Origin of the sequence: Bacillus sp. JJ1562 (assembly GCF_036962705.1) — a bacterium.
Lineage (GTDB): Bacteria > Bacillota > Bacilli > Bacillales > Bacillaceae_L > Ferdinandcohnia.
The window spans coordinates 36,398-49,501 of record NZ_JBALOQ010000021.1; the positions used below are offsets into that span (position 1 = coordinate 36,398).

15 protein-coding genes are annotated in these 13,104 nt (G+C 37.7%); 7 read left to right on the forward strand and 8 right to left on the reverse strand.

The features are described from left to right. Positions 1-128: 128 nt before the first annotated feature. The 3 genes from V7097_RS13905 (at position 129) to yugI (ending at position 2,466) form a co-directional block, all read left to right on the forward strand. Entirely contained in the window at positions 129-629 is a 501-nt protein-coding gene (locus V7097_RS13905) for an Lrp/AsnC family transcriptional regulator (RefSeq protein ID WP_335704227.1), read from the forward strand. Then, entirely contained in the window at positions 626-1,795 is a 1,170-nt protein-coding gene (locus V7097_RS13910; RefSeq protein WP_335704228.1) for an aminotransferase, read from the forward strand. Before V7097_RS13905 ends, V7097_RS13910 begins: the two co-directional genes overlap by 4 nt. Positions 1,796-2,076: 281 nt before the next feature. After that, entirely contained in the window at positions 2,077-2,466 is a 390-nt protein-coding gene (gene yugI, locus V7097_RS13915) for a S1 domain-containing post-transcriptional regulator GSP13 (protein ID WP_335704229.1), read from the forward strand. Positions 2,467-2,539: 73 nt separating this feature from the next. Here yugI and V7097_RS13920 read toward each other — a convergent pair whose 3' ends face one another. After that, positions 2,540-2,689, reverse strand: coding sequence for a hypothetical protein (locus tag V7097_RS13920; protein ID WP_335704230.1), 150 nt, complete (start codon positions 2,687-2,689; stop codon positions 2,540-2,542). 59 nt (positions 2,690-2,748) lie between these two features. On the opposite strand from V7097_RS13920, the gene V7097_RS13925 reads away from it, so the two are divergent. Next, positions 2,749-2,916 carry an RrF2 family transcriptional regulator gene (locus tag V7097_RS13925; RefSeq protein WP_335704287.1) on the forward strand — a complete coding sequence of 56 codons (168 nt, stop codon included), beginning with the start codon at positions 2,749-2,751 and terminating at the stop codon, positions 2,914-2,916. A 548-nt stretch (positions 2,917-3,464) separates the two neighbouring features. Here V7097_RS13925 and V7097_RS13930 read toward each other — a convergent pair. The 5 genes from V7097_RS13930 to V7097_RS13950 all read right to left on the reverse strand — a co-directional run bounded on the left by V7097_RS13930 (position 3,465) and on the right by V7097_RS13950 (position 7,740). Then, the gene (locus V7097_RS13930; protein WP_335704231.1) at positions 3,465-4,496 is read right to left on the reverse strand and encodes an oxidoreductase family protein; all 1,032 of its coding nucleotides are present in this window, start codon (positions 4,494-4,496) and stop codon (positions 3,465-3,467) included. Positions 4,497-4,849: 353 nt separating this feature from the next. Then, on the reverse strand, positions 4,850-5,512 hold the full coding sequence (locus tag V7097_RS13935; RefSeq protein WP_335704232.1) for a sulfotransferase family 2 domain-containing protein: 663 nt from the start codon (positions 5,510-5,512) through the stop codon (positions 4,850-4,852). A gap of 22 nt (positions 5,513-5,534) precedes the next feature. Continuing rightward, positions 5,535-6,116, reverse strand: a complete 582-nt coding sequence (locus V7097_RS13940) for an RIO1 family regulatory kinase/ATPase domain-containing protein (RefSeq protein ID WP_335704233.1) — start codon at positions 6,114-6,116, stop codon at positions 5,535-5,537. Between the two features lie 137 nt (positions 6,117-6,253). After that, complete coding sequence (locus V7097_RS13945; protein ID WP_335704234.1) at positions 6,254-6,982, reverse strand: sulfotransferase family 2 domain-containing protein; 729 nt, start codon at positions 6,980-6,982, stop codon at positions 6,254-6,256. Between the two features lie 8 nt (positions 6,983-6,990). Further along, positions 6,991-7,740 (reverse strand): sulfotransferase family 2 domain-containing protein, encoded by a 750-nt coding sequence (locus V7097_RS13950; protein WP_335704235.1) that lies wholly within the window; start codon positions 7,738-7,740, stop codon positions 6,991-6,993. 317 nt (positions 7,741-8,057) lie between these two features. Between V7097_RS13950 and V7097_RS13955 the strand changes: the two genes are divergently transcribed. Both V7097_RS13955 and V7097_RS13960 read left to right on the forward strand, forming a co-directional pair. Further along, positions 8,058-9,221, forward strand: a complete 1,164-nt coding sequence (locus V7097_RS13955; protein ID WP_335704236.1) for an iron-containing alcohol dehydrogenase — start codon at positions 8,058-8,060, stop codon at positions 9,219-9,221. A gap of 357 nt (positions 9,222-9,578) precedes the next feature. Further along, a complete protein-coding gene (locus V7097_RS13960; RefSeq protein WP_335704237.1) occupies positions 9,579-10,925 on the forward strand; it encodes a glucose-6-phosphate isomerase in 1,347 nt (448 codons plus the stop codon). Between the two features lie 38 nt (positions 10,926-10,963). Here V7097_RS13960 and V7097_RS13965 read toward each other — a convergent pair whose 3' ends face one another. Both V7097_RS13965 and V7097_RS13970 read right to left on the reverse strand, forming a co-directional pair. Continuing rightward, the gene (locus V7097_RS13965; RefSeq protein ID WP_335704238.1) at positions 10,964-11,956 is read right to left on the reverse strand and encodes a potassium channel family protein; all 993 of its coding nucleotides are present in this window, start codon (positions 11,954-11,956) and stop codon (positions 10,964-10,966) included. A 39-nt stretch (positions 11,957-11,995) separates the two neighbouring features. After that, complete coding sequence (locus tag V7097_RS13970) at positions 11,996-12,244, reverse strand: atypical membrane-integrating protein (Mistic protein) (protein ID WP_335704239.1); 249 nt, start codon at positions 12,242-12,244, stop codon at positions 11,996-11,998. A 124-nt stretch (positions 12,245-12,368) separates the two neighbouring features. On the opposite strand from V7097_RS13970, the gene V7097_RS13975 reads away from it, so the two are divergent. Next, positions 12,369-12,548, forward strand: coding sequence for an H-type small acid-soluble spore protein (locus V7097_RS13975; RefSeq protein ID WP_335704240.1), 180 nt, complete (start codon positions 12,369-12,371; stop codon positions 12,546-12,548). Positions 12,549-13,104 lie beyond the last annotated feature (556 nt).

Genomic DNA, 13,104 nt, shown 5'->3' on the forward strand with positions numbered 1-13,104 from the left:
CAAATACGCCAGGCGTATTTGATTAAAACTCATAAAGTTTTGAATGAATAAAAAAATTTTCAATATACTGTTCATTTATCTGATATAATAAGTGACAAAATTCATTTCAAATTATAGGGGTGACCTTTATGCAATTACAGGAAAATGAAATTGAAATACTTGAGATTATTGAAAATAATGGACGACTTCCTGTAGAGACAATCGCGAAATTAGTTGGCAAAAGTGTCGATGAAGTTGATGGTATTATTCGTAAGCTAGAGGAACTAAAGATTATTGTAGAATATAACACAATTGTTGACTGGAAGAAAGTTGCAGGTCACGAAGGTGTAACAGCCATGATTGATGTCAAGGTAACTCCGAAAAAAGGCGTTGGCTTTGATGAAATTGCCAAGCGAATCTATCACTTTAAGGAAGTAAGATCTGTTTATTTAATGTCTGGTGCATATGACTTATCTGTTGTAATCGAAGGAAAATCGGTGTCAGAGGTGGGTTCGTTTGTATCTGAAAAACTTTCTACTTTGGATTCAGTTCTTTCCACGACAACTCATTTTATTTTGAAAAAATATAAACATGATGGAACTATTTTTGATCAAGGCGAAGATGACAAACGGATTGTGGTGACACCATGACCTCTCAATACCTTTCTAAAAAAGTGCAAGAATTAAAGCCATCGGGAATCCGCCGATTCTTTGATTTAGCGGTTACGATGGAAGGGGTTATCTCGTTAGGTGTGGGTGAACCTGATTTTGTAACACCGTGGTCCATTCGAGATGCAAGTATCCAATCCATTGAAGCGGGGATTACCTCCTATACGGGAAATGCGGGACTGCTTGAATTAAGACAGGAAATTTCGGGTTATTTACAGAAATCCTTTGGTGTGGAATATTCACCAGCGAATGAAATCATTGTCACTGTCGGTGGTAGCCAAGCGATTGATTTGGCCATTCGAGCACTTGTCGACCCAGGTGATGAGGTTATCATTGTGGAACCAACTTTTGTTGCGTATAGCCCAATTGTTTCACTTGCTGGAGGCATCCCTGTATCTGTTCATACAAAGGCTGAAAATGAATTTAAGCTGCAGCCTGATGAAATTGAAAAAGTCGTAACGGAGCGTACAAAAGCCATAATTATTTGTTCACCAAATAATCCAACAGGTTCGATGCTTAAGAAGGAAGAGCTTGAAGCGATTGCTAAAATTGTTGAAAAATACGATTTAATTGTGATATCAGACGAAATCTATGCAGAGCTTTCCTATGAAGGCAAATATACAAGCTTTTCAAGCATTCCAGGAATGTTTGAACGTACAATCCTTGTGTCTGGATTTTCTAAAGGCTTTGCGATGACTGGATGGCGCTTAGGGTATTCAGCAGCTCCAAGAGAAATTTCTGAAGCCATGTTGAAAATTCACCAATATACGATGATGTGTGCTTCTACAATGGCTCAATACGGGGCGATTGAAGCTCTTCGAAATGGTCTATCGGATGTAGAATATATGAGAAAAAGCTATCGCCAGCGCAGAAACTTTTTCGTATCTTCTTTACAGGAAATTGGCCTACCCTGCCATTTGCCAGGAGGTGCTTTTTACGCTTTTCCATCCATTCAAGGAACAGGTTTATCATCAGAGGAATTTGCACATCGCTTATTGATGGAGGAAAAAGTGGCTGTAGTTCCTGGTAATGTATTTGGTGAAAGTGGAGAAGGATTTATTCGATGCTCCTACGCATCATCCCTAGAACAACTCCAAGAAGCGGTAAAACGCATGGGACGTTTCTTAAAAAACAATAACCTTGTGTAATAAAAAAATGGACAAAACCAAAATGGTTTTGTCCTACATACAAAAGGGGAATACTAGAAAGCCTTAGAAACTAGCTTACCCATAAAACTCCTATTTTAAACCCCTCAAACAATCCCTTCTCTTAACAATGATAAAAATTTCCTGCTTCATAATTTCATCCCATTTTGGTAACTCTAATTAATGCGAAAAGATTTATTTTTGAATATCTGGTCAGTTTGTGGTATAATTATTTATTGCGTATATAAATAGTGTGTAAACTAAAGTTTTAGGAGTTGGGTATTATGTCAGAAAAAATCGAAGTTGGAAGTGTTGTTAAAGGGAAAATTACCGGAGTGCAACCTTATGGAGCATTTGTTGCATTAGACGAAAATACACAAGGTTTAGTTCATATTTCAGAAGTAACTCATGGCTTTGTTAAAGATATTAACGAGCATGTAAAGGTTGGCGACGAAGTAGAGGTTAAAATTTTATCAATTGATGAAGCAGCAGGAAAAATTGGACTATCTATTCGTGCAACACAAGAAGCACCGGAAAAGCCAGCAGCAGCACCAAGAGCTGCAAAACCTAAAAAGCGTCCAGCACAAGCACAACAAGCAAATTCTGATACACAAGGTTTCAATACTTTAAAGGATAAGCTTGAAGAATGGATTGAACAATCTAATTTTAACTAAGAACATGAGGAAAGAGGCGATTACTGAATTGCCTCTTTTTTTTATATACATTTCAAATAGTAAAAAGGATATTCTATAAAAAGCCCTTTCCTTCCGTACCGGTTCTATTAAGAACTTCACGCATTACGACTTCAGATAAAGTATCGGCCTCCACATCTTTCAAAGTGCCACCCATTTTTTCGATTGCCGTTCTAACTCCATCTACTATCACAACATTTCGCATGTTTATCACCTCTTAGCCTTGTCCAGATTAAAGACATTTCAAATGCAACGCTTGTTCCCATTCCCTACTTGGAACAAATATTATTGCAGCTTAAGAGTCATGGATATGTAAAAAGTAAGCGCGGAATTAAAGGTGGATATACTTTGAAACTTGCTCCATCCGAAATAGTGATTGGAACTGTTGTCAGGGAGCTGGAAGGGCCATTAGCCCCCAATGAGCTGTGTTAGCTTAACATCTTACGAATATTGCCCTCTCGAAGATCAGGGATGTTTATTAAAGCCGTTATGGGGTCTAATTCGAGACGTAGTTGCGGAATTGTTAGACCATACAACATTGGAGGATTTGTTAAAAGGAAATATTTATAGGAAAGCTAGTCGTCTAGAAATATAGTTCATGATAATTTGACTCCCTGAACATGAAAAAGACCGGTTTGGTCTTCTAAAAGATTATTTATTTGTTTGACTGAAAACTTTAAATTTCCCCGTAATGGTACTGTAAAGATATATACACGCTAATACTGCTTTTATTTCCCACCCTTACATTGATTTCGTTATATACCTTGCGACCTTGCGATTTGTTTCTAATTATTTTACAAAATTGATCGAATAGTAACATTCCGCTGCAAACGAAGCAATTTTATTGATAGTTTTAATATCTCGTTCCCACAAGCCCCGTATCCATTGCTAAAATCACTCATTGAGCATGAAGAAAAGCGCGTGTCATTGCCGATTTTTAAAACGATTTTTATTCAATACATTTTGCTTAATGGATCCTTTCAGATAAAACTTATTTCCTTGCCCCAGGAAAAAATTTTTTCTAACAGCTCCGTTAGATCGCCCTGGGGGTCAGAGACGTTATCTCTATTTTCCCTACATCTTTTTAAATAGACCACTAAATCTCTTTCAATCGCATGGCTTACGAATGCCATTTTATATAAAAGGAATGGATCTGTTTTATAAGTAATACCATACCTATTCATTTGATTCACGTACAAATCAATACAATGAGCCCTTATTTTGCTGACTTTTTTTTCCTCTTTTCTCCTTAGTTTCGTTTCCACCAAAAAGGCAAGCTCAATCCATGTCGGTCCATACTGGGCCTGTTCCCAATCAATAAATCTCAGGTTCTCCAAACCACCCGCAGGCAGCGAATGGGAACCAATATTATTGGAGTGAAGATCATTATGAACAATGCTTTGCCCGGCCTCTATTAAAGCATCAAAATGGATTGAGTTTTTCATCGTGATTTTTTCGAGATCCGCGAAATGCCGCTCGTTCAATGTAATAAAATTAGCGTCTGTCTTTAATTTACTAAACACTCTCTGTATCATTTCGAAACGTTGCTTTCTTTTGTTTATTGAATCATTGGATGTATAGTAAGGCAGCCAGGATGGAATTTTTGTGTTGTCATGATACATTTCAAATGTCCGAGCATGCAGGTCCGCTACCTCTGGAATAATGTAGTCAAGATGTTGCATCTGGTAACGAATTTGTTTTTTTATGATCGGAATAAACTCCATTAAAATCCATTTTCTGTTTTCTTGTGGAAGTGATTCTATTGAATATATGGTAGGCATCCATGGTGTCAGCAACGTCTGATAATGTTCATATACTTTTGATTCGACATTTGTTTCATCAATAATTTTTAGAATGACAGGCAAAGGCCGTTCAGGGTCTCCTGCCATGATCTTATATATTGTTGCTGAACGGGCTGATCGCAAAAATTCCAACTGGAGAACTGGACCAAATTTTTTATTAAGATTTAGCTCCTCCCAATTTTTTTTAATATTTGATTCAGAAACATTCATACACTGCCTCCTTTTAAATTTTTTCCATATTTACATGTTTTCGATTTTGGGACTAATGTCTGTTTTATCATCAGGCTGTATATTTTTTAGTCTGTTAAGTGTGTGAGAACATCAGCCAGGTTCACTAAATCCTAATTCACAAAATCAGTAACGGAACGAGAAGAGATCATACAAGTGCGATAGAGACGCATAGTCTTTTAGAGAATAAAGCTTCCACCTATTTTCTACTTGCTTATTGCGTCGCAATGGTGGCGCTCGCATTCCGAGAATGCGAGAATTTATGCCAACATTATAAATCTTTATATTCGAATTAACACAAAGATACGCAGTCCGAACATTTTTGTTTTTTTCAACTACTGACTAAGGCGCTGTTCAAACAGTTTTGAAACAAACTGATACAGCTTTATATCGAGTTCATTATGTTCCTCAATCATTTTTATCACGCTTTTTGGTGTTTCTTGTTTGGAAGGTCGATTCTGTGTAATGTTGCGACTCTTTTTATACTTAAAGTTTGGCAGCCCATACACCTTTTTCATTAACTCTAAAGATTCATCGAACCTTTCCGTTAACCCGATAAACGAAAAGTCGCTAATCAAATTTTGTTTAGCTTTTTCCAAATTTATTTCCCCGCCTGCTATGCGCTTAGTTTGGTAATTTGACGTTTGTTTTTTATAATTTTGAAGGAACATATCTAAATCCATATTTATCACTTCATCGTATTTACTACGCGCAGGATTATTTTTAAGAAAGTAATAGTAGGATAACACCCTGTCTACAGGTTCTCTCAGCATCGTTAAATAAGTATATGGCCGCGTAAAATTTTCATGAATGCCATATTCAAAATGTCCGCCTACACATTTTAATTCATCAATCCTGTCTTTTGGTAATTCATCCAGTGTTCGCCCAAACCATGTGTTTTCTTTTCCAAATTCCTTGTTTAATATACTTCGCAGAGTACTGCCTGCAGTCTTTTGAATATGCATAAAAATTAGCAATGGAGTTTCGTTTTTCGTCATTTCGGGTTTTGCCTCCATATTCTTAAAGATATTGTGGTATGTTTTGTTTCCAATTTTCAAACATTTGTTCGTCTATTTCTTTTACCTTGTTCAAGAACCTTTCTAATTTGCCATTTTCTCGTAACAGTCTTAAAAGCCTTGTTGGATAAGGCTTGTTTATAACGAATGAATCAGTATGATCAATTAGTTTTATATCCCCGTTATTTGTAATAATTGCGTGCTTTACAGCAAAATTAACTTTTGTGAACTGTAAGTTTTTCATTTCCTTTAACATATGGATCATTTTATGAATCAGATCAGTCGTCAGGTCGCCTTTTTTAATAGCCTTGTCTAAAGTGATTCCCTCGATATACTCCATGACAACATAGTTTTCACCGGCTTCATAAAGTCTTGGAAATAGAGCAGATTTGGATCCCCGTTGCAAAGCTTCAAATTCCCTTTTCGCCCTTTTCGGATCATGAAACATTTTCACACATTTTTCAGGTGAGATCTTAAAGACCGCACCTTCCCGGCCTATGCCTATTAGGGGATATTTTAATGTGTTATCAACTTGGACTCTATTGCCTTTGCCTTTCCGTATACGAATATCCGAAAAATCAAACATGAAACTCCCTCCTATGCACAATTTTTGCCTTTAAAGGTTTTACGGACGGCTTAAATCTATTTTTTGAAGACTAAATCATGAAATTAAGAAAATTCTAATGCGAGAATAGCTAGGGTTTAAATGGAAGAGGTGTTCTGTTACACGGATTGTTGATTTATGAACTGTTGTAATTTTGTTTTTGAATCTCGATCTAAATTCTCGATTTTTTTTACTAATTCTGTCTTAGCAAAATTATAAAGCTCCAAGTCTAATTTATTTTCTTCATTTAGTTTTTCTACTACATCCTTCGGTATGTCTGCGAGAGTAGGCCTGTTTTTGGTTACATTCACGCTGGTAAATGAAATATCTCCCCAATTACATGCTTCTTTCATTAAAAAGACGGACTCATCAAACATTTCCGAGACACCAACAACAATAAAATCGTTCTGAATATTTTTCTTTGCAAGCTGCAATTCCGGCTGCTGGATTAAACCGGATATTCGTCTTGTTTGCTGGTTGGATGATTTCAATGGAAAATGATCAATGAATTCCATAAAAGACATGGTTTTTACTTTTGAATATGCCTGATGGTTGGGCCTTCCCAAAATATAATAATATTCAGATGCGATGCGGTCTATCGGATGTCGTAACATAGTAATATACTTATATGGCTTATTAAACTGTTGGTGAATGCCAAACCAGTAATGGCCGCCCACACATTTTAGTTCATTGGCTTTATCTGCTGTTCCCAAAACGGGTACCATCTGATTCCTCGTTTGAAACCAGACTTCTCCTGAACGATATTGCTTCCTGATAATGTGTTTTAATGTTGATCCCGCTGTTTTAGGAATGTGTAAATAAATTAATAAATGATCTTGTTTCGTCACTGGATGGCTCAATCCTCTCCGAATATTAACCCTTGCTTTTTATATCGCTTCAATTCTTTTTTTGACTCGGAATCCAATGCCTTGAGATTATCGTTCAGTACTTCTTTCGCATAATGATAAAGTTCATAATCTAGCTGGTTATATTCTTTGAGGATAGCAATTGCCTCGTGTGGCAAGTCGAATTGTTTAGGCCGGTTTTTGGTTACATTGGTTTTTGTGTAGAAAATATCATCCCAGCCTAGGAATGTTTTCATAAGAAAGACGGACTCATCAAACATTTCCGATAAACCCACAACTGCATAATGTTCATGGATATTTTGTTTGGCCAATTCCAGATCAGGATTTTTTGCTCCGGAAACAAAACGTGTCTGATGGTTATGCAGAGACGGATTATTTGCTTCAATCTCCTGTTTTACAAATCCCAAAAAATCTAAGGATTTAGCACTTTCATGCATGCGGTTACTAGGTCTCCGTTGTGAGAAATAGTAATTAGAAATAATTCGTTCAACAGGATCACGCAGCATTGTAATGTACGTAAACGGTTGGGAAAAGTATTTGTGAGCTCCAAACCTTATATGTCCATAAACTGCTTCTGCCTGGGCCAATTGTTGTTCATCAAGCTCTTCTATTTTCCGAAAGGGAATTATTTTTTTCTTTTCATATTGTTTTTTTAGGATTTGTCTCATTGTGCTTCCAGCCGTTTTTGGTATATGGCTAAAAATTAATAATTCTTTGGCTTGCTCATTAAAATCTTTCATTCATGCACCTTCCTTATGCAGTTTTGTTTCATTCAGGGGACCAAGGCTATATGATTGTCGTTATCAGAAAAGAACTTCCTTTCACTTTCTTGGGCTATTTGATTTTAATTATTATTATTTGACCATGCAGGTTCTTGGACAGTGGCATTTACGCGATTTTGGAACGTATCTCATTTTATTCAATTAAGAATGCGGGGGAAACCACCAGCAGCCTATTCGGCAAAATTGTGCGAAAAAAGATATTGATTCAAGATGTCCGTCAAAGCCTATTTACAAAATAGATTAATATGGGATAATTTTTTCAGGAGGCGAGTATCATGGAAAACTTTACATACTATAACCCAACGAAGCTTATATTCGGAAAAGGTCAGCTACAAGAGCTGAAGAATGAAGTCCCGCAATACGGAAAAAAAGTATTGCTTGTTTACGGTGGGGGAAGCATTAAAAGAAATGGATTGTATGACCAAGTAATCGCTCTATTAGCAGAAATCGGCTTAGTGGTTCATGAGCTTCCAGGAGTCGAACCTAATCCACGATTATCAACAGTCCGAAAAGGCATCGAGATTTGCCGTAAGGAAGGAATTGAATTTATTCTTGCTGTTGGTGGCGGTAGTGTCATCGATTGTACAAAAGCAATAGCTGCGGGTGCAAAATACGATGGAGATGTGTGGGATTTCATGACCCGTAAAGCAGTGGCTACTGATGCACTTCCATTTGGGACAGTGTTAACGATTGCAGCGACTGGTTCAGAAATGAATTCAGGCTCTGTTATTACAAATTGGGAAACAAATGAAAAATACGGTTGGGGAAGTCCAGCAGTATTTCCTAAATTCTCAATTTTAGATCCGGTACATACATTTACTTTACCAAAGGATCAAACCGTTTATGGAATGGTGGATATGATGTCACATGTGTTAGAGCACTATTTCCATCATGTACCCAATACATTAACACAGGATCAATGGTGTGAATCGATTTTACGTACAGTTATTGAAACAGCACCAAAGTTAATCAATGACCTTGAAAACTATGATTATAGAGCAACCATTATGCTTAATGGAACACTTGCTTTAAATAAAATGTTAAACATGGGATATAACGGAGATTGGGCAACGCACAATATCGAACATGCAGTGTCTGCTGTATATGATATCCCTCATGGTGGCGGTCTTGCGATTATTTTCCCTAATTGGATGAAGCATGTTCTAGATGAAAATGTAGGCCGTTTCAAGCAATTGGCTGTTCGTGTCTTTGATGTCGATACTGAAGGAAAAACAGACCGAGAAGTTGCTCTTGAAGGAATCGAGAAGCTCCGCGAATTCTGGAACAGCATCGGGGCACCTTCAACACTTGCCGATTATGGAATTGGTGAAGAAAATCTTGAACTTATGGCTGAAAAAACAGTCGTTTTTGGAGAGTTTGGCCGCTTCAAAGTGCTAGGTAAACAAGACTCCCTAGAGATTTTACAGGCATCACTATAAATGTGAAAAAAAGATTCTTATATTCCATCGAAAAGGCTCATACTACCGGTATGAGCTTTTTTAACTTGTTCAGCACTCTCAAATAAGTCGAAAAAGAGAAGATTGCCAAATCCGAGCAGCTAAAGCGCAATTCAAGAAAATAAAACGCATTTACAAGGAGCTAGAGCGCAATTTTAGGAAAATAAAGCGCATTTCTGAGCAGTTAGTGCGCAATTCGTGGGCAAATCCGACAAAAAGAAGCTGATTTAAAAAAGTTTAAATGGTTACGCTTACAGCGAGTTTGCAGTCTTGATTTCGCGGAAAAGTTTGGGTACAGTGGAAAGAGACTTGGAAAATACAAGGTTGGAGGTATAGAAAATGACACATGTTCGTTTTGATTATTCAAAAGCTTTAACTTTTTTTGGTGAACATGAAATTACATATTTACGTGATGCGGTAAAGGTCGCTCACCATTCCATACATGAAAAAACAGGAGCAGGTAGCGATTTCTTAGGATGGGTAGACCTTCCATCTGAATATGACAAAGAAGAATTCGCACGCATTCAAAAAAGTGCTGAAAAAATCAAATCAGATTCCGATATCTTACTTGTCATTGGAATTGGTGGATCTTATCTAGGTGCAAAAGCTGCAATCGATTGGTTAAACCACTCATTCTATAATGCTTTATCAAAGGAACAACGCAAGACACCACAAATCGTATTTGTAGGAAATAACATTAGCTCAACTTATATGAGAGATCTAATGGATTTGCTTGAAGGAAAAGACTATTCAATCAACGTTATTTCTAAATCTGGTACAACAACTGAACCAGCACTTGCATTCCGTATCTTCAGAAAGATGTTAATTGAAAAATACGGAAAAGAAGAAGCTCGTACACGAATTTATGCTACTACAGATAAAGCTCGTGGAGCATTAAAAACATTAGCAACTGAAGAAGGCTATGAATCATTCGTTATTCCTGATGATGTTGGTGGCCGTTATTCTGTATTAACTGCTGTAGGTTTACTTCCAATTGCTGCTACTGGTGCAAACATTGAGGAAATGATGAAGGGTGCACAGGCTGCGAGCGTTGATTTCTCTAAATCAGAGCTTGAAGAAAACGCTGCTTACCAATATGCTGCAGTACGTAATGCCCTTTACAACAAAGGGAAGACAATCGAAATGCTCATCAACTATGAGCCAGGCCTTCAATATTTCTCTGAATGGTGGAAGCAATTATTCGGTGAGAGTGAAGGGAAAGACCAAAAGGGAATTTACCCATCATCTGCAAATTTCTCAACAGATCTTCATTCACTTGGACAATATGTACAAGAAGGTCGACGCGATTTGTTTGAAACTGTGATTAACATTGAAAAATCTCGCCATGAGCTTATTGTAGAGGCAGAAGAGAATGATCTAGATGGATTAAATTACTTAGCAGGTAAATCCGTTGATTTTGTAAATACGAAAGCATTTGAAGGTACGATGCTTGCTCATACAGACGGTGGCGTACCGAATCTAATTGTTCATGTGCCAGAAATGGACGAGTATTCATTTGGATATCTTGTGTATTTCTTTGAAAAAGCATGTGCAATGAGCGGCTATTTACTAGGTGTTAACCCATTTGACCAACCTGGTGTTGAAGCATACAAAGTTAATATGTTTGCATTACTAGGCAAGCCTGGCTACGAAGAGAAGAAAGCTGAACTAGAAAAACGTTTATAAGTCAAAACAAGGGATTCCCATCATGTTGGGAATCCCTTTTAGCTTTTTAAAATCAAAATCTGGTCATTCTTGCGTATTTCTAGTGATAGTGGGGGGTTGATAGAAATTTCTTCCTCACGTTTGATTCCGATTAAAATTTTCCCTTCTTTTAACAAGGTTTCACTTGCCTTTTGGAAGGTCATCCCAACTAAGTCAAAGGTGGTATCTAGGAACTGTAGCTTACACCCTTTTAAATCCACTAACATAGAAAGTAATGCATCAGACACACCGTGAGATAAAATACTATTCACCATTACCAAACTCGAAATTCGGTTTGTTTGGATAATTTCATCAGCACCACCACGCTTAGCATTTTGAATCTGATGGGTAGTAAGTATTTCAACGATTGTATATGCGGTAGGGTTTAGCCCTTTTATAGCCAATAAAGTAAGGATGGAAATCATGTCAGCGTGAACTTCATCTTTTCCTTGGTCAGCCGTCACTAATACCATTTCTGCATCCTGAATATTTGCCTGTTTTAATGTCTCATCACGAGTAGGGTCCCCTTTAATAAAATGAAAATGATTTCCGGGCATCGGGTTTTTGTCTAAAGAATCATCGATTAACAGAATTTCAATGACCGTACCTGGAGTTTTAAGAAACGCAAGTGTTTCCCTTACACGTTCATTCCAACCGATGACGATGATATGTTTTTTACCATGAAAGCCTGAAGTTCCTTCCAGATAAGCATTTTGTGCGACAAAGGTAGAGGTAGAAATTGCAGCAAAATACCTTGTTACAATCCCAGCGCCGATAAAAATAAGGATCATTCCAACGATTCTCCCAAAAAAGGAGGTAGGCGCATAATCACCATATCCGACTGTTGCAGCGGTAACAATCGCCCACCAAACGCCATCGAAAACAGTGGGAAAGGTTTCAGGTTCAATTAGGTGAATAATTGAGCCAAAAATAATAATAACTAATAAGACAATTCCAAAAAGCTTTGCAATCAAAAAGCGCTTAAAAAAGGAAGCTAAGATACTCGATAACAAATATGCCACTCCTTTCGAAAAGACGATGGTATTAAGCTTTTATTCTTTTTCATCTTTTGGGAGAAAGGCAAAAATCTCTTTTATAATGGTATTGATCCTTCGGGTAATCTCCTCATCCCCAAAGGTTTGCTTAGCTTTTTCGATGGCATCAATTACATCTTCATCAAATTGGATCAACGGTTTATCCTCTTCTGCTTCGTTGTAAAGCTGAATGACAACATCTAAGCCTTCATTTAATTTATCGATGGAATCACTAAGTGATTTTTTCTCATTTTCATTTAGCTTCATTCTTTTACTCCTAATCCTGGTACTTTCCTATTTAGTGTGTTCAAAACTTGTTCTTTTTTGCATAAAATTCCTATATAATCGGAAACTATTGGAGGAAAATAATAATAATTGGGAGTGAAAGAGAATGGATATTCGTAGAGCAAAGCAAATTTTATCTTCTTCGAATGAAGTAACCGTTCATTATCAAGGAACCTCTGTATGGATCGACAGCTGCGATGAACAAGGGAATATGTGTACAGTCCACCTAAGAGGTCAGGAGCACGAAAAAAATATTGTTCCAGTTTCTGAATTAGAAGAGATTTAAAAATTAAAAGCCTTTCATCGGGAAGGGCTTTTTTCTATCTGAAAAATCCGGGCATTCGGACACAGCGGGGTAGTTCGGGGTTCCGTTAGTCCGAATTTGCTCGGCATTCGGACACAGCGGAGAAGTTTCAGGTTCCGTCTGTCCGAATGATTGCGGTATTCGGACACAGCGGGGATGTTCGGGGTTTTGTCTGTCCGAATGATCGTGGCATTCGGACACAGCGGTGTTGTTCGGGGTTTTGTCTGTCCGAATGATCACTTCGTTCGGACACAGCGGTGTTGTTCCGTGTTCTGTCTGTCCGAATCATCGCTTCATTCGGACACAGCAGGGTTATTCCGGTTTCTGTCTGTCCGAATCATCGCTTCATTCGGACACAGCGGGGTTATTCCGGTTTCTGTCTGTCCGAATGATCGCGGTATTCGGACACAGCGGTGTTGTTCCGGGTTCTATCTGTCCGAATGATTGCGGCATTAGGACTCATCGGAGTTGTTCGGGGTTCATTCTGTCCGAATGATCGCTTCATTCGGACTCATCGGAGTTGTTCCGTGTTCTGTCT

Coding starts and splice junctions, on each gene's coding strand:
- V7097_RS13940 (WP_335704233.1), bottom strand. CDS start 6,116: ATGTTTGATTTTTCGGATATTCGTATACGGAAAGGCAAAGGCAATAGA.
- yugI (WP_335704229.1), top strand. CDS start 2,077: ATGTCAGAAAAAATCGAAGTTGGAAGTGTTGTTAAAGGGAAAATTACC.
- V7097_RS13960 (WP_335704237.1), top strand. CDS start 9,579: ATGACACATGTTCGTTTTGATTATTCAAAAGCTTTAACTTTTTTTGGT.
- V7097_RS13950 (WP_335704235.1), bottom strand. CDS start 7,740: ATGAAAGATTTTAATGAGCAAGCCAAAGAATTATTAATTTTTAGCCAT.
- V7097_RS13930 (WP_335704231.1), bottom strand. CDS start 4,496: ATGAATGTTTCTGAATCAAATATTAAAAAAAATTGGGAGGAGCTAAAT.
- V7097_RS13970 (WP_335704239.1), bottom strand. CDS start 12,244: ATGAAGCTAAATGAAAATGAGAAAAAATCACTTAGTGATTCCATCGAT.
- V7097_RS13920 (WP_335704230.1), bottom strand. CDS start 2,689: ATGCGAAATGTTGTGATAGTAGATGGAGTTAGAACGGCAATCGAAAAA.
- V7097_RS13975 (WP_335704240.1), top strand. CDS start 12,369: ATGGATATTCGTAGAGCAAAGCAAATTTTATCTTCTTCGAATGAAGTA.
- V7097_RS13910 (WP_335704228.1), top strand. CDS start 626: ATGACCTCTCAATACCTTTCTAAAAAAGTGCAAGAATTAAAGCCATCG.
- V7097_RS13905 (WP_335704227.1), top strand. CDS start 129: ATGCAATTACAGGAAAATGAAATTGAAATACTTGAGATTATTGAAAAT.
- V7097_RS13955 (WP_335704236.1), top strand. CDS start 8,058: ATGGAAAACTTTACATACTATAACCCAACGAAGCTTATATTCGGAAAA.
- V7097_RS13935 (WP_335704232.1), bottom strand. CDS start 5,512: ATGACGAAAAACGAAACTCCATTGCTAATTTTTATGCATATTCAAAAG.